We start from the raw sequence: 18856 nt of genomic DNA, 5'->3' as shown, positions 1-18856 counted from the left end.
TTTTGAATATCCGTTCAATCAATATCGCAGAAATAGCGCTTGATTTCAATCGGCGGATGCGCTCATGATGAAAGAAAGCCGGCAAGCCAGGGAGCGATCGCGCTCCAAGCATAATTCGGGAACAGGCAGCCGGCGCCACGAATGGGAAGGCGCATGGCGGGACAGTCCGAGCCAGCTACCGAAATCACGCCCGGAGCGCTGCAATGACGGTTGCCGCGGAAGGGTCGCCCCCGTTGCGCATGGCGGGATCGAGACGAAGGCCCCTTCTGCAATCGGAAGCCGTCCAGGGCTTTGCCCTGATCAGTCCCACCTTCGTCTACGCTCTCATTCTCCTCGTCCTGCCGATCCTGGTCGTCATCGCCCATTCCTTCTGGACGCAGAACTATCTCACCATCGACCACACATTCACGCTCGAGAATTACCGGATCGCGCTGACCGAGCCGATCTACCGCGACCTGCTCTGGCGCTCGCTCTACATCTCGCTGACCGTCAGCCTGTTGACCGTGGCTCTGGCCTATCCGATTGCCTATTTCATTTCCTTCCATGGCGGCCGACACAAGAGCTTGTGGCTGTTCCTCATCACCATCCCGTTCTGGACCAGCTACCTGCTGCGCGTGATGTCGTGGAAGGTGATCCTCGGCTATAATGGCGTGCTCAACTCCGGCCTGATGGGCCTCGGCATCATCGACGAGCCGTCGACGGCGCTGCTCTACAATTCCACCGCCGTCATCATCACGCTGACCCATGCCTGGGCGACCTTCGCGATCCTGCCGATCTTCGTTTCGCTGGAGAAGGTCGACCGGACCCTGGTCGAAGCGGCGACCGACCTCGGCGACGGGCCGCTGCGCTCCTTCCTACGCGTCACCCTGCCGCTGTCGGCGCCCGGCGTCATCTCGGCGGCGCTGATCGTCATGATCCCGACAGTCGGCGACTACGTCACGCCGAAGCTCGTCGGCGGCAAGGACGGCGTCATGATCGCCAACGCAATCCAGGCGCAATTCGGCAAGGCGTCAAACTGGCCGCTGGGTGCAGCACTTTCCGTCACCACGATGATTATCGTCTCGTTGATGGCCGGCGCCACTGTGCTGGTCTTCCGCGCCCTGCAGAGGCTGGCACGATGACGGCGATCAGACGTTACCTGCCCGGCTGGCTGTCGAGCTATGCCGCCCTCTATCTGCTGTTCCTTTACCTGCCGGTGGTCTTCCTGCCGATCTTCTCGGTCAACACGGCGGCGACGCCCAAATTCCCGCTCGAGGGCGTCACCCTGCACTGGTACGAAGACCTGCCGCGCACGCCGGCGCTGATCGACGCCACCTGGAACAGCCTCATCGTCGGCGTCTCCGCCTCGATCCTGTCGACGGTGCTGGGCATCCTCGCCGCCCGCTCGATCACCCGTTACCGCTATCCCAGCCGCCGCGCCATCAACGGACTGATCATGGCGCCGCTGGTGCTTCCCGAAGTGATCGTCGCTATCTCGATGCTGCTGGTCATGCTGCAGCTCGGCCTGAGCCTGTCGCTGTTCACCGTGGTGCTTGGCCATGTGCTGGTCTGCATTCCCTATTCGATGACCGTGCTGACCTCCGGTTTCGAGGGTTTCGATCGCAGCCTCGAGGAGGCCTCGGCCGATCTCGGCGAGAGCGCGTTCGGCACCTTCCGGCGCGTGACGTTGCCGATGGTCGCGCCGGCGATCATCTCCAGCCTGCTCGTCTGCTTCACCATCTCGCTCGACGAATTCATCATCGCCTTCTTCCTCACCGGCACCGAGGCGACGCTGCCGATCTACATTTGGGGCCAGTTGCGGTTTGCGGCCAAGCTTCCCGGCGTGCTGGCGCTCGGCACGTTGCTGCTCTTCGCGTCGTTCCTGCTGATGACGATTGCCGAAATCCTGCGCCGCCGTGCGGCGAGACGCACCCAGAACGAGGGAGGCCTCTATGCTTGAGCGGGTCCAGTCCGAGCGCACGCAATCGGATCGCACCATGATCGAGATCCGCGACGTTACCCGCAGCTACGGCTCCTTCAAGGCGCTGGACAATGCCTCGCTGGCGATCAGGGAGGGCGAGTTCTTCTCCCTGCTCGGGCCCTCGGGCTGCGGCAAGACCACGCTCTTGCGCATGATCGCCGGTTTCGACACGCCGACCAGCGGCTCCATCGCCGTCGACGGCCAGCCGATGGACGGCATTCCCGCCAACCGCCGGCCGACCAACATGGTCTTCCAGAGCTATGCGATCTTCCCGCATCTCAATGTCGAGCAGAATGTCGCCTACGGCCTGAAGCGGCTGAAGCTCGACGCCGGCGCGGAGAAGCGCCGCGTCGAGGAAGCGCTGGCGCAGGTCTCGCTTACCGGTCTCGGCAAGCGCCGCGCCACCGAGCTTTCCGGCGGCCAGCGCCAGCGCGTCGCTTTGGCCCGCGCGCTGGTCATGCGGCCCAAGGTGCTGCTGCTCGATGAGCCGCTCTCGGCGTTGGACAAGAAGCTGCGCGAGCAGATGCAGGTCGAACTGCGCCGCTTGCAGCAGGCGGTCGGCATCACTTTCGTGCTGGTCACGCACGACCAGTACGAGGCCCTGGCAATGTCCGACCGCATCGCCGTGATGTTCGGCGGCAAGATCGCGCAGGTCGCTTCGCCGAAGGAAATCTACCAGCGCCCGGTCAACCGCCAGGTCGCCGACTTCCTCGGCGGCATGAATTTCGTCAAGGCCGAGATCGTCGAGGAAAACGGCGCTTCGCTGGTGCTCGACACGCTGGGCTTCGGCCGCGTCAGGACCGACAAGCCAAGGGCTTTCGTGCGCAATGGCGGCGCGGCGACGCTTGGCATTCGGCCCGAGCGGCTGCGTGTATTGTGGGACAACGCAACGGCGAAGTTCGAGGTCTCAGGCAAGGTCGTCGAGCGCCACTATTTCGGCGAGATCACGCATCTGATCGTCGAGATCCCCGGACTGGAAAAGCCGCTCTCGGTGACCGAGACCAACGATTTCGGCGCCGACGACATTCCGGTCGGCGCGCCGATCCGTCTCGCCTACGACCCCGAGGCGCTGGTGGCGATGGCGGACTGAATTTTTGCAGCAGCGATGCGCCCCGCCACGATCGCGCCTTCGACATAGCCCGGGAAAGACGGCGACACTTCCGAGGCGGCGAAATAGATGGGCGGCGCGCCGGCAAGGATGACGCGCTCGGCATGCCGCGCGGTGACGTCGACGATGAGGTCGCTATAAGCGCCGCCGCTCCAGCGGTCATGCGTCCAGTCGCGCGAGCTGAAATCGACGATGTCGGCGGCCCGCGGGCCGAGCGCCTGGACAAGCCTCGCGATGATTTCCGCACGCAACGCCGCCTCGCCGAGCGTATGCCAGCGCAGCGCCAGCGGCCCGCCGACGAAGACGACAAGCGCGGCATGGTCGGCATCCGTGCTGGCGTCGCAGGCAAACAGCCCCGGCTGGTCGCGCCACATGACCATGCCGCACAGGTCGCGCTCGCGCCAAAAAGGCATTGCGTAACGCACCAGGATCTTGATCACCGCGCCGCTTTCCCAGACGCCGAGCGCGCTCGCCAGCTCAGTCGGCAAAGGCGGCGCGAAGTCGAGCTTCGCGGCCGTCGCCGGCGGCAAGGCGACCAGCGCTGCGCCCGCCTCGACAACACCGCCGGTCGAGACGACGCGAATGCCTTGCCGTCCGCGCTCGATCCGCGTCGCGGCTTCGCCCAGCCGCAGCCGGTCGCCGAGATCTGCTGCCAGATCATCGGCCAGCGACCGCATCGTCTCGCGCAGGAAATACTGCAGCTCGAACACTTCGTTGGTGATGCGGCGATCATTGTCGATCAGGTACCACAACGGCACCTTGTCCAGCGGCAGGCACCACAGGCCCTCGATCATCGAACGGAAGGCTGCCTTGGCGTCGGCCGTGTCCGCCTGGCGCTCGAGCCATGTCGCCACGGTCAACCCGGCGATCGACGGATCGTCCGGCTCGATCCCGTTCATGCGCTCGCGGATTGACATCGCGACATGATAGGTCCGCTCCGCCCGCGCCGGCGTCATCGACGGATAGGTGATGAATTCGCCCTCGACATAGGTCTCGACGAAGCTCTTGCCGTAGGCCCTCGCCAGCGCCATCACTTCGGGCATGTCCACGCACAAGAACTGGCCGCCGCTGTCGACCAATTCGCCGAGCCCATTGCGCACAGCCTCTACCCTGCCGCCGACGCGGTCGCGCGCCTCGAGCACAAGGAAATCGATACCGGCGCGCTTCAATTCGAGTGCGGTGGACAGGCCGGTGAAGCCGGCGCCGACGATGACGACGTCGGTCCTTTCGATGATGCTGCTCAATAGCCGGCCTTGATCTTCTCGAACTCGGCGATCATCTTGAGCTTGAGCTCCGAGGGCAGCGGCTGCTGGAACAGCGTCTTGTCGACCCATTTTTCCACGTTGTCGTAGCCCTTTTCCTTCAGGACCGCCGGATCGACGCCGGCCATGCCCTTGGCATTGGCCTGGCCGTAGCCCCAATCCTTGACCAGCACCTTGGCGACTTCCGGATCGTTGACGGCGTTGAGGTAGTCATAGGCTTTGTCGACGTTGCCGGGCGCGTCCTTGAACAGCACGTAGCCGCAGACCCAGGTCGAGATGCCTTCGTCAGTGTCCTTCTTGGATTTGATCGGCACGCCGGCCTTGACCGACTGCACGGTCGCATCGTTCCAGGCCCAGGCGAGGTCGACCTCGCCGCCGGAAAGCAGCTGCACGATGTCGGTGGTGTCGGTCCAGTAGGAGCGCACATTCTTGTGCACCTGGCGCAGGAAATCGGATGCCTGCTTGAACTGGTCGTCCGTCATCTTGGTCCAGTCCTTGAGCCCGATGGCGAGGCTGGCCAGCGCGTAGGCGTCGTCGACATTATCGCCGATCGAAACCCTGCCCTTGTATTTCGGATCGGCGAACGCCTTCAGCGACTGCACGTCCTTTTCGGCGATCTTGTCGGAATTGTAGGTGAGTTGGGTGTTGCCCCAGTCCCACGGCATGAACCAGGCCTTGCCGTCGGACGTCGTGGCAAGATCCTTCATCGCCATGATGCCGGGGTTGAGATCCTTCCAGCCTGCGATCTTGGAGGTGTCGAGCGGCTGCAGCAGCCCCGCCTCGCGCCACTTCACCACGCTCTGCGAGCACGGGTGGCCGAGATCGGACTTGAAGCCGGAGCGGATTTTTTCGAAGGCCTCGTCCTCGTCGCCGAAGAAGGCGAAGGTCGGCGAATCGCCGTTCTTCTCGACATACTTGCCGTGGAAGCTCGGATCCTCATAGCCGGACCAGTCGAAGACGATCAGATCCTTGTCGGCGGCGACCGCGAACGCCGCCGCCGAAGCGGCGAGCGCGCTCCCAAGCGCCAGGGTCAATGTCAGGCGTCGGCTGAGTTTCTTCATGCTGTTCCATCCTCTTTTGGTTTGCCGGTCTTATTGGCCGGCTGTTGCTAACCCGGCTTTTGCTAGCTCCAGTTCTCGCTAGCTCCAGTTCTCGCTAGCCATAGTGTTTCGGGAAGGCGGCGGCCAAAAACGCATTCGCCGCCTGCAATGCGGTCTCTCGCGTGGTGTCCTCAGTCCCCATCATCAGCCGCAGCCACAAGCCCTCGAGCATGGCGCTGAGCGCCAGCGCGATGACCTGCGGGTCATAGGTGTAGTTGCCGCTCTCTTTGAGCGTTGTACAGAGATCGATGAAGACCTGCTGATAATAGGCGTCGCGCGAGCTGCTCAGCGCCTGGTAGGTCGGCCGCGACTTGGCTTCGCCCCAGAAGGCGAGCCATGCGGCAAGCTTGCGCTTGTTGCAGATCGAGCGGTCGAAATCGGCCCATACCAGATGCTGCAGCTGTCTCGCCGGATCGTCGCCCGCCTTCTGCAGGGAAGTGCGCCAATGCGCCGAATATTCGTCATACATGTGCTGCAGCGTGGCGATCAGCAGCTTCTCCTTGCTCTCGAAATGGAAGTTGACGATGCCGCGCGACAGGCCCGCGCCGTCGGCCACGTCCGCCATCGTCGTTTCGGCATAGCCGCGCTTGGCCAGGGAATCGATCGTCGCCTCGATCAGCTGCAGCCGCCGGACCTCTTTCGAGGCCTTGCGGCCGCGCTTTTCGGCGTCGCCTTTCCGCGCCGTTTCGGGGAGAGCATCGCTCGCCTCTGCAGTCTTCATGGGTGTGACGATCTCCAGCATCGCCGGCTATCCAACCGGCTTCCAACCGCGCAGATGAGTGGGGCGGTGCTCGCCACTGTCAAGCACCTTCTGCATCGCCTCCCACGTCTTGATGTTCTTGTCGACATAGGCCGCGCCGACCGCTGCCGCGGCCTGCGCGTAGAGCGGTCCCTTGAGCCGCGAAAGCTCTTCGCGCGCGACCTCGCGGTACCACGGATTGCGGTCGCGGACCGTAATGTCGGTAAAGCCGGCGCGCCGCATCGCCTCGGCATAGCGCGCCGGCGAGGCCATGGCGAAGGAGAGCCCTTCGGCCGCGATATAGGCCTTCATCTGAGGCGACGGCTCGCCGTCATGCGAAATCATCCAGTTCGACGCCGCAAACACCCCGCCGGGCTTCAGCACGCGAAAGATCTCGGCGAACAGCGCGTCCTTGTCCGGCACATGCAGCAGCGCGTCCTTGGAGAAGACGACGTCGAAGGAAGCGTTCGTGAAAGGAAGCGGTCCCCGCGGCGCCTGGACAAAGCTGACACGATCCTCGAGGCCCTGCATGATCGCCCCTCGCCTCGCCGTCTCGATCACCGGCCTTTCGACGTCGAAGCCGGTGGCTCGAGCCGCGCCGTGCGTTGCCGCCAGATGCAGCGTGATGCCGCCGGCGCCGCAACCGATATCGAGGATCGTTTTGCCCTTGAGGGAGAGGCCTTCGACCACGCGGTCGACCTCGTCCGGACCGCCCGGCGACAAGTAACCCTCGCCCCACAGCGCTTCGAGGAAGCGGATGGCGGTTTCGTCATATTCCGGCTCGGCGTCGGCCGTCTCGATCATCCGATCCTCAACCTCAAATGGCGATGCGGATCAATCCAGAAATCAAGGCAAAGCCTAGCGCATCAACAGGAAAACGCAACACCATTTGTTGAACATTCATTCAATATTGCTGGACAAAAAACTGTGATCCGTGCCAAATTCGGGGCAATCGGGAACAAGACGCACGGAGCAGTTCCAGGAAAGCGTGACGCGGTTCTCCGTCCGGAATTGCGGAGAAACAAGTAGATAAGGCAACCGGCGGGAGGTTCGGCGCGCATGAAGGCATGGGACGCGATCGTCATCGGCGGCGGCCATAATGGGCTGGTCACCGCCTGCTATCTGCAGCGCGCCGGGCTGGACGTGCTGGTGGTCGAGAAGAACGATTGGGTCGGCGGCGCGGCCACCAGCCGCGAGCTGACGCCGGGCTTCCTCTATTCCAACTGTTCCTATATCTGCTCGCTGTTTCGGCCCGAGATCATGCGCGACCTGGAGTTGCCGCGCTTCGGCCTGCAGGTTATCTCCTACGAGGGTGGCGCGGTATTCACGCGCGACGGCGACTACCTCGCCAACTACCGCGACCCCGACGCGCATCGCCGCGAGTTCGCGCGCTTTTCGAAGCGCGACGCCGAGGCCTATGACCGCTATTCGCGCGACGTCACGAGGCAGTGCCGCTTCATCCAGCCGCTGTTGATGCGCACCGCGCCCGACCCGACCAGCTTCAGGCCGCGCGACCTTGGCGAGCTGCTTTATCTCGGCAAGAAATTCGCCGGCCTCTCGGCCGAGGAGATGGCGTTGACCTTGCGCTTCTGGACGATGTCGATCTCGGACTTCCTCGACGAGTATTTCGAGACCGACGTCATCAAGGCGAACTTCGCGCTGTCCGGCATCATCGGCACGGCGCTGGGCCCGATGTCGCCCGGCACGGCTTATGTGCTGCTTCATCATTATATGGGCGAGGTCGACGGCTCGGTCGGCGCCTGGGGCTACGCGCGCGGTGGCATGGGCGCGGTCACCAAGGCGCTGGCCGCCTCCTTCAAGGCCAGTGGCGGCACCATCCGCACCGGCGCCGAAGTTGATCACGTGCTGATCAGGAACGGCAAGGCCAAGGGCGTGGTGCTTGCCGGCGGCGAGGAGATCTACGGCAAGCTCGTCATCTCCAATGCCGACGTCAAGCGCACCTTCCTGAAGCTGGTCGAGGAAAAGGAGCTGCCCGACATCTTCCTGCGCCGCGTCCGCAATTTCAAAATCCGCGGTTCGTCCGGCAAGGTCAACATCGCGCTCGATTCCCTGCCCGAGTTCCCGGCTTTGCCGAAGGATTCGCCGGTCTACCGCGCCGACATGCATTTCACCGATTCCATCGAGCGCATGGAGCGCGCCTATGACGACTGGAAGGCTGGACGCTGGTCGGCCGATCCCTTCCTCGACATGATGATCCCGACCACGCTCGATCCGACCATGGCGCCGCCGGGCAAGCATTTCATGAGCTGCTTCGTGCAATACGCGCCGCCGAAGATAAGAGGGGCGGACTGGACCGATGCCGACCGCGACGGCTTCGCCGAAAGCGTGATTGCGCAGATCGCTGAATATTCGCCCGGCTTCCGCGACCGCATCGTCCATATGGAGGTGCGCACGCCGCGCGAGATCGAGGCCGAGGTCGGCCTCACCGAAGGCAATATTTTCCAGGGCGAGCTCACCTTCGATCAGCTGCTCTTCAACCGCCCGGTGCCGGGCTACGCGCAATACCGTTCGCCGGTCGGTGGGCTCTATATGTGCGGCTCCTCCACCCATCCGGGCGGCGGCGTCATGGGTGCGCCCGGACGCAATGCCGCCGCCGAAATCCTGCGTGATCTGGCCAAGCCAACCCTGCATATGAGCCCGGCCCATGACGTCATCTGATTTGAACTGGGACGTTATCGTCATCGGCGGCGGCCATAACGGCCTCGTCGCCGCCGCCACGCTGGCGAAATCCGGCCGCAAGGTGCTGCTGCTCGAGGCCGGCAACGAGGTCGGCGGCGGCGCGCGCACCGAGGAATTCGCGCCGGGCTTTCGCGTCTCCACGGTCGCGCATCTGCTCAACCGGCTGCATCCCGATGTCGTGAAGACGCTGGAGCTGGAACGCCACGGACTGACGGTAGAGCGCGGCGACTTCGTGCCGTCGGTTGCGCTGTCGAGAGACGGTCCGCTGGTGCTGCACGGCGCCTATGGCGAGGTGCTGACGGGCGCCAGCCCTTCGGAACAGTCCGCCTGGAAAGATTTGCGCGCGCAACTGCTGCGCTATGCCGGCGTGCTGAAGCCTTTCCTGTCGCGCCGACCGCCTGATCTTGGCGGCATGTCACTCGCCGATGTGACCGGGCTCGGCCAGACCGCGCTGGCGCTGAAGCGGCTTGGCAGGGAAGACATGCGCGACTTCCTGCGCGTGCTTTTGATGAATGTCTACGACCTGCTCGACGAGCAGCTCTCGGACGACCGGCTGAAGGGCCTGCTTGCTTTCGACGCGACGCTCGGCTCGCATCTTGGGCCGCGCTCGCCGACTTCGCTGCTCGGCCTCTACTACAGGCTGGCCGGCGAAATTGGCGGCCTTGCCGGCGCGCAGGTCCAGCCGAAAGGCGGCATGGGCGCCGTCGTCGCCGTCATCCGCACGGCGGCGGAAAAGGCGGGCGTTTCGATCCGCCCGGCTTCGCCGGTCGCCAAGGTGATCGTCGAAAAGGGCCGCGCCGTCGGCGTCGTCACGCAGGGCGGCGAAACGCTGCAGGCCAACATCGTCGTCTCCGCGATCAACCCGGCGACGACGATCCTCGATCTTGTCGGCCCGCGCGACGTCGATACCGGCTTCGTGCGCAAGGTGAAGAACATCCGCATGAAGGGCGATGCGGCCAAGCTGCATCTGGCGCTGGATCGGCCGCCGCAATTTTCGGGCGTCGACGCCGCCGGCCACAAAGGTCGCCTCGTCGTCGCGCCTTCGCCCGACCATGTTGAGCGCGCCTTCAATCCGTCGAAATATGGTGAGTTCTCGCCTGAGCCGGTGATGGAAATCACGCTGCCCAGCCTGGCCGACCTATCGCTCGCCCCATTCGGCGCCTGCGTGCTTTCGGCTGTGGTGCAGTACGCGCCTTATGCGTTGAGAGAGGGCTGGGGCGCCGGCAAGCCGCGCTTCCTCAAGGCGATCATGGCGCAGCTCGAGACCTATGCGCCCGGCATCGGCGCAACGGTCAGCCACGCCGAGCTTTTGACGCCCGCCGACATCGAGGCGCGCTACCGCATGCCTGGCGGCCACTGGCACCATGGCGAGTTGCAGGCCGACCAGATGCTGATGTCGCGGCCGGTCTCCGGCTGGTCGGGCTACGACACGCCGCTCGAAGGCCTGTACCTTGCCGGCGCCGGCTCGCATCCGGGCGGCGGCATCTCCGGCGCGCCCGGCCTCAACGCCGCGCGCCGCATCATCGCGATGAAGGGGTGAATATGTTTTTGCAAATCGCTGAAGTCGCGCTCCATGGCGCCCCCCTCTGGCCTGCCGGCCATCTCCCCCACGAGGGGGGAGATCAGCAGCTCGATCTGTCGGCGCTTTTCTTGCGACGTCGGAGACTGGCGAAAGTCAGCGTGACGTCCAATCTCCCCCCTTGTGGGGGAGATGTCCGGCAGGACAGAGGGGGGCGCGAAGGAACGCTGTCATGAATCGTCATGTGAAAACCGACGCCGCCCGCACCCTCGCCCAATCCCACTTCCGCACTTTGCGCATGGGCACCCCCTTCCAGCCGCGCATCGACGCGCTGGCGCTGACGAACGACTGGTACAACTGGGCCGGCTACCGCGCGCCGCATTCGCTGTGGGACGAGGAGCTCGAATATTTCGCCATCCGCAGCCAGGCGGCGCTCTTCGACATCTCGCCGATGACCAAATACCGAATCGAGGGACCGGATGCCGAAGCCTATCTCGACCGCGTCACCCTGCGCGACGTGACCAAGCAGAAACCCGGCCGCGTCCACTACACCGCCTGGTGCGATGACGATGGTTTCGTGCTCGACGACGGCACTTTGTTCCGGCTGTCGCCGACACGCTTCCGTCTCTGCTCGCAAGAGCGCCATCTGCGTTGGCTGCTCGACAGCGCGATCGGCTATGAGATCAGTGTCGAGGAAGAGACCGAAGCGGTCGCCGGACTGGCGCTGCAGGGTCCGACCTCCTTCGCCATCCTGCGCGAAGCGGGCTTTGCCGGCGTCGAGCGGCTGAAAATCTTCGACCTCGCCGAGTTCGCGCATGTCGGCGCTGCGGTGACCATCTCGCGCACCGGCTTCACCGGCGATCTCGGCTACGAATTGTTCGTGCCGGCCGACAAGGCGCTGAGCCTGTGGGACCGGCTGATGGCGGCGGGCGAGCTGCGCGGCATCCGCGCCATTGGCTATACCGCGCTGAACCGAGCCCGGCTGGAGGCGGGGCTGATCGTCACCAATGCCGATTTCACAGCTGCCGAGCACGCGATCCGCGCCGACCGCCTGCGCATGCCGGACGAGATCGGCCTCGGCTTCATGATCGATCCGGACAAAGGCCATTTCAACGGCCGCCGCGCCATCCTCGACGCCCGGGCGAAGAAGAAGCTGCGCCATGTGCTGGTCGGCCTGGAGATCGAAGGCAACATCCCGGCCGAGCATGCGATCGTCTACTACAAGAAAAGCCAGGAGGTTGGGCTGGTCAGCGCGGCGATGTGGTCGCCCATGGCCAAGCGCAACATCGCGCTCGCCTCGCTGCAGCGGCCCTATGGCGACACGATCGCCGACGACCTGTGGGTCGAGATTTACGCCATGCGCGAGTTGCAGTACCAGAAGCTGATGAAGAAGGCGAAGGTGGTGCCGCGGCCCTTCATCAGGCTCGACCGCCGCACCGCCAACCCGCCCGCGGACTTTTGACATGGCAAGCGAAGCGGAAGACCTGGAAGCGGAAGCCGCCGAGCAGTGGGAGCTGGTCAACACACCGCTCGGCGAGATGTGGTCCGGCCGCACCCGCTACGCGGCGGCGATGTTCTTCTTCAAGCGCGGCGAGATGAATGCCGAGACGCTGGAGGTCTACCGCATCTGCGCCCGGCTCGACCACGAGGATCCCCTGCCGATCATCCGCCACCGCGGCGTCGGCAAGGAATGGCTGAAGCGTATCGGCTACGACGGATAGACCCGCCTTAGCCTATGGTGCGCTCCAGCACGCTCAACCAGTTCCGATAAGCGATCTTCTCGATCAGCGCGCGCCCGAAACCGCGTGCCGCCAGCGCATCGGTGAGCTTCGGCAGACCGGCGACGTCGCCGATGGGGGCCGGGATCATGGCGCCGTCGAAATCCGAGCCCAGTCCGACCCCGTCTTCACCCAGCGCCTGCAACAGCGAATCGATGTGGCGCACCATGATATCAATGCTGGTGTCGGCGTTCATGCGGCCGTCCTCGCGCAGGAAGCCGGTGGCGAAGTTCAGGCCCACCATGCCGCCGGATTCGCGGATCGCGCCGAGCTGCCAGTCGGTCAGGTTGCGCGAATGGCCGCAGATCGCATGCACATTGGAATGGGTCGCGACCAGCGGCGCGTCGCTCAAGCCCGCCACGTCGCGAAAACCCTTCTCGTTGAGATGCGAGAGGTCGATCATGATCCTGAGCTGGTTGCACGCCTTGACCAGCGCCTTGCCGGCATCGGTGAGACCAGGCCCGGTGTCGGGCGAGGACGGAAAGCGGAACGGCACGCCGTTGCCGAAGGCGTTGGGGCGGCTCCAGACGATGCCCAGCGAGCGCAGCCCTGCGGCGTGCAGCACATCGAGCATGGCAAGCCCGGGATCGATCGCCTCGACGCCTTCGATGTGGAACACCGCCGCGATCGAGCCCTTGGCCATCGCGTCCCGCACATCGCCGGCGCTGCGGCAGACGGTCAATGCCCCGGCGCGCTCCAGCCGGAACAGGATCGAAGCCATGCCGATGGTCGAGGTGATCGCCTCGGCCTGCGGCAGTTCCGGCGGCAGCGGTTCATTGTCGCTCGGTGCCGGCGGCACGGCGCTGCGTTTCGACTTTTCGACCGGAGGCGGAAAGATCGCGAACATGCCGCCGGCAAAGCCGCCTTTCCTGGCGCGCGGCAGGTCGATATGCCCGCCCGGCGTCCCCTCGATGAACAGCTTTTCGACGTCGGCTTCCTTCGACTGGTAGAGCCGAAGCAGCGTGTCGTTATGTCCGTCGAAAACGGGGATCAGGTCGGTATCGGTCATCAGGGAAGCCATTCAAATCGGAGATGGGCGGGACGACAGGTTTCGTCCGGGCGAACCGTCAACTTAGGCAAGATGACCGGGCGGTGCAAATGCCAAGAGCTTCCCCTTCTCCCCTTGTGGGGTCCGAAGGACGGGCGAGACGCGTGGCTCGCCCCGGGCGGTGGATCGGCGCGACAGCGCCGAGACGGATGAGGGATGTTCCAGGGAATGCGAACGTCTCACTCCGCTGGAGCACCCCTCATCCATCGCGGCGCTGCGCGGCCACCTTCTCCCACAGGGGGAGGAGGGAAAGACGGTGCTACCGCTTCAGCACATCCGCCCATTCCGGGTGGCGACGGAACTGGGCGTTGGCGAAGGGGCAGAGCGGGATGATCTTCTTGCCGGCGGCACGCGCATCCTCGACCGCGCGGGTGACGAGCCGAAGCCCGGCGCCCTGGCCGCGAAAGACGTCCGGCACCTCGGTGTGGTCGATGATGAGCTGGTGCTCGCCGATCTTGGTGAACGTCATCTCGGCCTCGGCGCCGCCCGGGCCGCGCAGCACGTAACGCCCCTTGGAGCCGCGGTCTTCCAGTTCGATCTCGGGCAGTTGGTCGGCCATGTTACTTGCCTCCTTCGGCAACGGGCGCCGGCGCGAAAAACCGCCGCGCCGATTCGATTTCATTCGGCCGAACCTCATGCCCGCCGTCGTGCCATTCCACTGTGACATCGGCGCCGTCGGCGCGCAAATAGGCCTCGAGCCGCGACGTCAAGTTGGGCGGACAGATCGGGTCGCGCCTGCCGGCCGTGATCAGGATGCGGCGGCCGGCAAGGCTGCCCTGGACGCGGGGTTCGAACGGGATCAGCGGATGCATCAGCGTCGCGCCATCGAACAGGGTCGGCTCGGCGAACACCACCGAGGCCAGGATGTTGGCGCCGTTGGAGTAGCCGAGGCCGAACACCGCCGAGGGTTTTGCGGTCCCGACATGCGCCTTGACGAAGCCCGCCATCTTCGAGGCCGCGCGCGCCAGGTCGTCCATGTCGTAGACGCCCTCGCCGGTGCGGCGAAAGAAACGGGGAGCGCCGTGCTCCGACACATCGCCGCGCGGCGAGACGATCGTCGCCGAAGGCATAAGCTCGCGGCCGAAACCGAGAAGCTGGTTCTCGTCCGCGCCGGTGCCGTGGAGGACGAAGAGCAGCGGGCTGCCCGGCGAACCGGGCAGCACCTTGTGGATGTAAGCGTCCTTGCTCATGGCTTCAGTCTTCCAGCTTCTGCAGATGCTGTTCGAGATAGGGCCGCAGATGCTGGTGCTGCGCCGGCAGCCTCAGCGCCTCGCCGAGATGCGCGGTGTCCTCGTCGCGGTCGAAGCCCGGCTCGTTGGTCGAAACCTCGAACAGCACGCCGCCCGGCGTGCGGAAATAGATCGCCCAGAAATAGTCGCGATTGATGACCGGCGTCACGCCATAGCCCGTGTCGACCAGCGCCTTGCGCACTTCCAGCTGTTTTGCGCGATCCTCGACCGCGAAAGCGACATGGTGTACCGAGCCGGCGCCGAGATTGGCAAAGCCGGCACCCGGCAGCGATTCGATGTCGACGACGTCGGCGCCGTTGCCGTTCTTGATCGCCAGCCGGCGAATATTGCCGGACTTGTCGACCTCCTCATAGCCCATGAATTTCAAAAGCTCCTCGGTGGCGCCGCCGTCCTTCAGCCGCAGCGAGACCGAGTGAAAGCCGCGGATCGCCTCGTCGCCGGGAACACCGCCCTTGACCCAGGGCGCCCGCTTGTCGGTCTTGTCCTCGACGAGCGCGAAACTGTCGCCGTCCGGGCCGGTGAAGGTGAGCCGCTTTTCGCCGAAGCTTTCGGTGCGGGCAACATTGCCCACGCCCTCATCGGCGAAGCGCTTTTCCCAATAGGCCAAGGTGCCTTCCGGCACCGAGAATACCGTTGTGCCCACCTCGCCGACGCCGTGCCGGCCCTTGGCGATATCGGGGAACGGGAAATAGGTCATCACCGAACCCGGCGTGCCGACCTCGTCGGCATAGTAGAGATGGTAGACATCCGGCGCGTCGAAATTGACGGTCTTCTTCACCCGGCGCAGGCCAAGCTTTTTCGTAAAGAACTCATTGTTGCGGCGTGCATCGCTCGCCATGGAGGTGACGTGATGCAGCCCCTGTATCTGATTGAGCATGATCCTGCTCCTTCCCTTTGTCCTTGTGCGGCCCTTGCCGCTGTCCACGCCAATATGAGGATGAGCGGGCCGGTGGCAAAGCAGGCAAACATAGAATGGACTGTATCATGAAAGTGAACGACTATTCTAAGTATGTTCACCAATGGTGTCACCAAGCTTGGCTTGCAACGCGGGTGACTTCCGTTCCATCTGAACGCTTCCACAAGGAGACGATCTTGGACAATCGCACGCACCGCCCGAACGTCCTGCTCATCACCTGCGACCAGTGGCGTGGCGATTGCCTGTCGACGGCCGGCCATCCGGTGGTGAAGACGCCGAACGTCGATGCTCTCGCCGCGGAAGGCGTGCTTTTCCGCCGCCATTATGGCGGGGCAGCACCCTGCTCGCCTGCCCGCGCGTGCCTCTACACCGGGCTTTACCAGATGAACAATCGCGTCTGCCGCAACGGCACGCCGCTTGACGCGCGCCATGGCAACATCGCGCTTTCGGCGCGCGCGGCAGGCTATGATCCCACCCTGTTCGGCTACACCGATGTCGCGCTCGATCCGCGCCCGCTGGCGGCCGGGGATCCGCGCCTGCGCAGCTATGAAGGCGTGCTGCCGGGCTTCACCGTGCGCCAGGCCCTGCCCGAGCATCAGAAGCAATGGTTGTCATGGCTGCGGACCCAAGGCATCGACACCGGTGCAGGCAGCCCCGACATCCACCGTCCGGCCCGAGGCCAGGCGGAACGCGACGTGACCAACGCGCCGCCGGTCTATTCGAAAGACCAGACGCCGACCGCGTTCCTGGCCGGCGAATTCATCCGCTGGCTTGGCGAGCAGGAGGAGAGCGCGCCGTGGTTCGCGCATATCTCCTTCATCAGCCCGCACCCGCCCTTCATCGTGCCCGAACCCTACAATACCATGTATGATCCGGCTGAAGGTCCCGCGTTCAAACGCGCTGCAAGTTGGCAGGCCGAGGCCGGCAGCCATCCCTATATCGCCTACGATCTGGCCGGGCAAAAGCGGACAAAATTCGTCCCCGGCATCGAGGGCAAGGTGGCGGACTGGAGCGAGGAGAACTTCCGCCGCATCCGCGCGATCTATTACGGCATGATCTCCGAGGTCGACGCGCAGCTCGGCCGCATCTGGCAGGCCATCAAATCGGCGGGCGCCTGGGACGACACCGTGATCGTGCTCACCTCCGACCATGCCGAGATGATGGGCGATCATTTCATGCTCGGCAAAGGCGGCTTCTTCGACGCCAGCTACCACATTCCGTTGATCATCCGCGATCCGCGGCGGGGAGCCGCGGCGGGCACATCCGTGGATCATTTCACCGAAGCCGTCGATGTCTTCCCCACCTTGCTCGACCTGATCGGCGCCGCCCCGCAGCGCCACCTCGACGGCCGTTCGCTCGCGCCTTGGCTGGATGGAACGGAACCGGAAGCCTGGCGCGACGCCGCGCATTGGGAGTTTGATTTCCGCACGGTCGCCCAAGGGGAAGCCGAACGCCATTTCGGTGTCGGATCGAACACCTGCAACCTCGCCGTCATCCGCGCGGCGGACTTCAAATATGTCCATTTCGGCGGCGGTCTGCCGGCGCTTCTGTTCGACCTATCGAAGGACCCAGGCGAGCTGAAAAATGTGGCGAACGACCCGGCCTATCTCCCGGTACGGCTCGAGTTCGCCGAGAAGATGCTTGCCTGGCGTGCCGCTCACCTCGATCAGTCCCTTGCCTTGGCGGAACTGACCGAAGATGGAGTGGTGGGGTACGTGAGTAGGCAGTAGGCAGTAGGAGTAGGCAGTAGGCAGTAGGCAGTAGGCAGTAGGCAGTAGGCAGTAGGCAGTAGGCAGTAGGCAGTAGGCAGTAGGCAGTAGGAGATGGTCCGCGTTGGATCGCCGGAGGCAATAGCCTCTTTCCCTATTCCCTATTGCCTAATTCCTACTGCCTACTGCCTGATCGTCACTTCAGAATCATCCGCTGCTGGTCGCGGTTGGCGGCATAACTGCTCTTGTCATAGGCCGTTTGTGCCTGCAGCTGCTCCTTGGTGAAGTTGGTGTAGAGATACTTCTTGCCGTTCTTGTCGGTCATGAATTTGAGCTTATCCATGCCGATCGCCACTTCCTTGGCGCCGATGCCGAGGAAGCCGCCGACATCGACGATGACCGCGTCCGGCTTGTTGTCGGGCGTCAGCACGACGTCGCCGATCGAACCGATCTTCTCGTCGTTGGCGCCATAGACCGTCGTGCCCTTGAGGTCGTCGACGCGCATGTTGCCCATCGGCATCTCGGTCAGTGTCGACTTGTCGATGGAAGCGGTCTTGGTCTGGTCGGTAGCAGCGCCGCTATTATCGGCAGGCTTGTTCTCAGCCGTGCTCTGGGCCGGCGGCGTCGCAGGCTTGTTCTCGGCCGTCGGCTTGGCGGGCTCTGCCGGCTTCGCTCCCTTATCGGACGTCGTGCCCGAAGCGACCACCGCAGGCGTGGTCGTTGCCGGCGCGTTGTTCGCGGCCGTCGTCGTGCCGGGCGCCGGATCATAGGGCTTGCGGTCGAACTCCGGCTGGGCCTGCAGCTGCTCCTTCGTCGTCTCGGCCACCAGCCAGCGGTCGCCGTTCTTCTCCGCCCATTTTGCCTTGTCGAAGTCGAAAGTGACGTTCTTCGTGCCGATGCCGAGGAAGCCGCCGACACCGATCACCAGCGACTCGGCCTTGCCGTCCTTGGCAAGCACGATGTCCTTCACGTCGCCGATCTTCTGGGCATCGTCCGCAGTGCCGTTATAAACCGACTCGCCCATGATGTTGGTGGCGAGGTTGCCCTCCGCCTTCTTCACCGGCTCGGCCGGTGCGGCCGCGGGAGCCTGGGCTGTCGTCGTGTTGTTGGCGGGCTGCGTAGCGTCGGTAGACTGCGCCGGCGCCGGATCGTAAGGCTTGCGGTCGAACGCCGGCAGAGCGTTCAGCTCATCCTTGGTGGACTTGGCGACCAGCCAGCGGTCGCCGTTCTTCTCTGCCCATTCCAGCTTGCCGTAGTCGAAAGCGACGTCCTTCTTGCCGACGCCGAGAAATCCGCCGACGCCGATGATAGCGGACTTGGCTTTGCCGCCGGAATCGAAGACGACATCGTCAACCTTGCCGATATTCTGTGCATCGTCTCCCGTGCCGTTATAGACGGACTCGCCGATAATATTGCTCATCAGGGCGCCATCGGCGCGCGGGACCGGCGCCGGATTCTCGGCTGCTGGGGGCTGTGGAGCCGGGGCGGGCGTCGTCTGCGCGAAAGCGCCGGTTGCCAGAAGGGTTGCGATCGCGGTCGTCGCAAAAAGAGTGCGGATCATCATGATGGTCTCTCCTCGTGCCTGATCTGTGCATGACGCTCCTTGGCCAGCCTCTTGACGGCAGGTCGGAAGCGGCAATGTCTACAGGTTCACAACGTTGTGACCGGAGGGTTGTTCCAACCGCAACGCGTTCACGCGTCCGTGGACTGCTGGCCTCCCGGCGGAACCTTTGCGGCGGCCTCCTCGTTTCAGCCTGCGGCTGAGGG

At 64.4% G+C, this 18856-nt stretch carries 17 protein-coding genes; 8 read left to right on the top strand and 9 right to left on the bottom strand.

Going from position 1 to position 18856, the window contains the following annotated elements:
* Window positions 1-203 precede the first annotated feature (203 nt).
* Genes LB515_RS15455 through LB515_RS15445 form a run of 3 tightly spaced genes read left to right on the top strand, consistent with a single transcriptional unit; the run spans window position 204 to window position 3050 of the window.
* Window positions 204-1121, top strand: a complete 918-nt coding sequence (locus LB515_RS15455; RefSeq protein ID WP_224602329.1) for an ABC transporter permease — start codon at window positions 204-206, stop codon at window positions 1119-1121.
* Window positions 1118-1939: an ABC transporter permease gene (locus tag LB515_RS15450; protein ID WP_224602328.1), complete on the top strand. Its 822-nt coding sequence runs from the start codon at window positions 1118-1120 to the stop codon at window positions 1937-1939. The genes LB515_RS15455 and LB515_RS15450 overlap by 4 nt, the downstream gene beginning before the upstream one ends.
* A gap of 37 nt (window positions 1940-1976) precedes the next feature.
* Entirely contained in the window at window positions 1977-3050 is a 1074-nt protein-coding gene (locus LB515_RS15445) for an ABC transporter ATP-binding protein (RefSeq protein ID WP_224602416.1), read from the top strand.
* Here LB515_RS15445 and LB515_RS15440 read toward each other — a convergent pair.
* The 4 genes from LB515_RS15440 to LB515_RS15425 all read right to left on the bottom strand — a co-directional run bounded on the left by LB515_RS15440 (window position 3014) and on the right by LB515_RS15425 (window position 6973).
* A complete protein-coding gene (locus tag LB515_RS15440; RefSeq protein ID WP_224602327.1) occupies window positions 3014-4312 on the bottom strand; it encodes a flavin monoamine oxidase family protein in 1299 nt (432 codons plus the stop codon). The genes LB515_RS15445 and LB515_RS15440 overlap by 37 nt on opposite strands.
* Window positions 4309-5391 carry an ABC transporter substrate-binding protein gene (locus LB515_RS15435; RefSeq protein ID WP_224602326.1) on the bottom strand — a complete coding sequence of 361 codons (1083 nt, stop codon included), beginning with the start codon at window positions 5389-5391 and terminating at the stop codon, window positions 4309-4311. The genes LB515_RS15440 and LB515_RS15435 overlap by 4 nt, the downstream gene beginning before the upstream one ends.
* Before the next feature lie 94 nt (window positions 5392-5485).
* A complete protein-coding gene (gene betI, locus LB515_RS15430; protein WP_224602325.1) occupies window positions 5486-6172 on the bottom strand; it encodes a transcriptional regulator BetI in 687 nt (228 codons plus the stop codon).
* 6 nt (window positions 6173-6178) lie between these two features.
* On the bottom strand, window positions 6179-6973 hold the full coding sequence (locus LB515_RS15425) for a methyltransferase domain-containing protein (protein WP_224708227.1): 795 nt from the start codon (window positions 6971-6973) through the stop codon (window positions 6179-6181).
* Between the two features lie 255 nt (window positions 6974-7228).
* Between LB515_RS15425 and LB515_RS15420 the strand changes: the two genes are divergently transcribed.
* From LB515_RS15420 to LB515_RS15405, 4 genes are all read left to right on the top strand, one after another.
* Window positions 7229-8848 carry a phytoene desaturase family protein gene (locus LB515_RS15420; RefSeq protein WP_224708226.1) on the top strand — a complete coding sequence of 540 codons (1620 nt, stop codon included), beginning with the start codon at window positions 7229-7231 and terminating at the stop codon, window positions 8846-8848.
* Entirely contained in the window at window positions 8835-10409 is a 1575-nt protein-coding gene (locus tag LB515_RS15415) for a phytoene desaturase family protein (protein ID WP_224708225.1), read from the top strand. Before LB515_RS15420 ends, LB515_RS15415 begins: the two co-directional genes overlap by 14 nt.
* A gap of 211 nt (window positions 10410-10620) precedes the next feature.
* Window positions 10621-11850, top strand: coding sequence for an aminomethyltransferase family protein (locus LB515_RS15410; RefSeq protein WP_224708224.1), 1230 nt, complete (start codon window positions 10621-10623; stop codon window positions 11848-11850).
* Window position 11851: 1 nt separating this feature from the next.
* On the top strand, window positions 11852-12109 hold the full coding sequence (locus LB515_RS15405; RefSeq protein WP_224708223.1) for a hypothetical protein: 258 nt from the start codon (window positions 11852-11854) through the stop codon (window positions 12107-12109).
* Window positions 12110-12116: 7 nt separating this feature from the next.
* Here LB515_RS15405 and LB515_RS15400 read toward each other — a convergent pair whose 3' ends face one another.
* The 4 genes from LB515_RS15400 to LB515_RS15385 form a co-directional block, all read right to left on the bottom strand.
* Window positions 12117-13175, bottom strand: coding sequence for a dipeptidase (locus LB515_RS15400; protein ID WP_224708222.1), 1059 nt, complete (start codon window positions 13173-13175; stop codon window positions 12117-12119).
* Between the two features lie 298 nt (window positions 13176-13473).
* Entirely contained in the window at window positions 13474-13773 is a 300-nt protein-coding gene (locus LB515_RS15395; protein WP_095767389.1) for a GNAT family N-acetyltransferase, read from the bottom strand.
* 1 nt (window position 13774) lies between these two features.
* Window positions 13775-14404 carry an alpha/beta hydrolase gene (locus LB515_RS15390; protein WP_224708221.1) on the bottom strand — a complete coding sequence of 210 codons (630 nt, stop codon included), beginning with the start codon at window positions 14402-14404 and terminating at the stop codon, window positions 13775-13777.
* 4 nt (window positions 14405-14408) lie between these two features.
* Window positions 14409-15341: a VOC family protein gene (locus LB515_RS15385; protein WP_224708220.1), complete on the bottom strand. Its 933-nt coding sequence runs from the start codon at window positions 15339-15341 to the stop codon at window positions 14409-14411.
* A 215-nt stretch (window positions 15342-15556) separates the two neighbouring features.
* Between LB515_RS15385 and LB515_RS15380 the strand changes: the two genes are divergently transcribed.
* Window positions 15557-17110 carry an alkaline phosphatase family protein gene (locus tag LB515_RS15380; RefSeq protein ID WP_224708219.1) on the top strand — a complete coding sequence of 518 codons (1554 nt, stop codon included), beginning with the start codon at window positions 15557-15559 and terminating at the stop codon, window positions 17108-17110.
* 175 nt (window positions 17111-17285) lie between these two features.
* Here LB515_RS15380 and LB515_RS15375 read toward each other — a convergent pair whose 3' ends face one another.
* Window positions 17286-18650: a PRC-barrel domain-containing protein gene (locus tag LB515_RS15375; RefSeq protein ID WP_224708314.1), complete on the bottom strand. Its 1365-nt coding sequence runs from the start codon at window positions 18648-18650 to the stop codon at window positions 17286-17288.
* Window positions 18651-18856: the final 206 nt, after the last annotated feature.

The organism is Mesorhizobium sp. CA15, from assembly GCF_020165215.1.
GTDB lineage: Bacteria > Pseudomonadota > Alphaproteobacteria > Rhizobiales > Rhizobiaceae > Mesorhizobium.
Note: the sequence above shows the minus strand (reverse complement) of the source record. Positions and strands in the feature narration are given on the sequence as shown.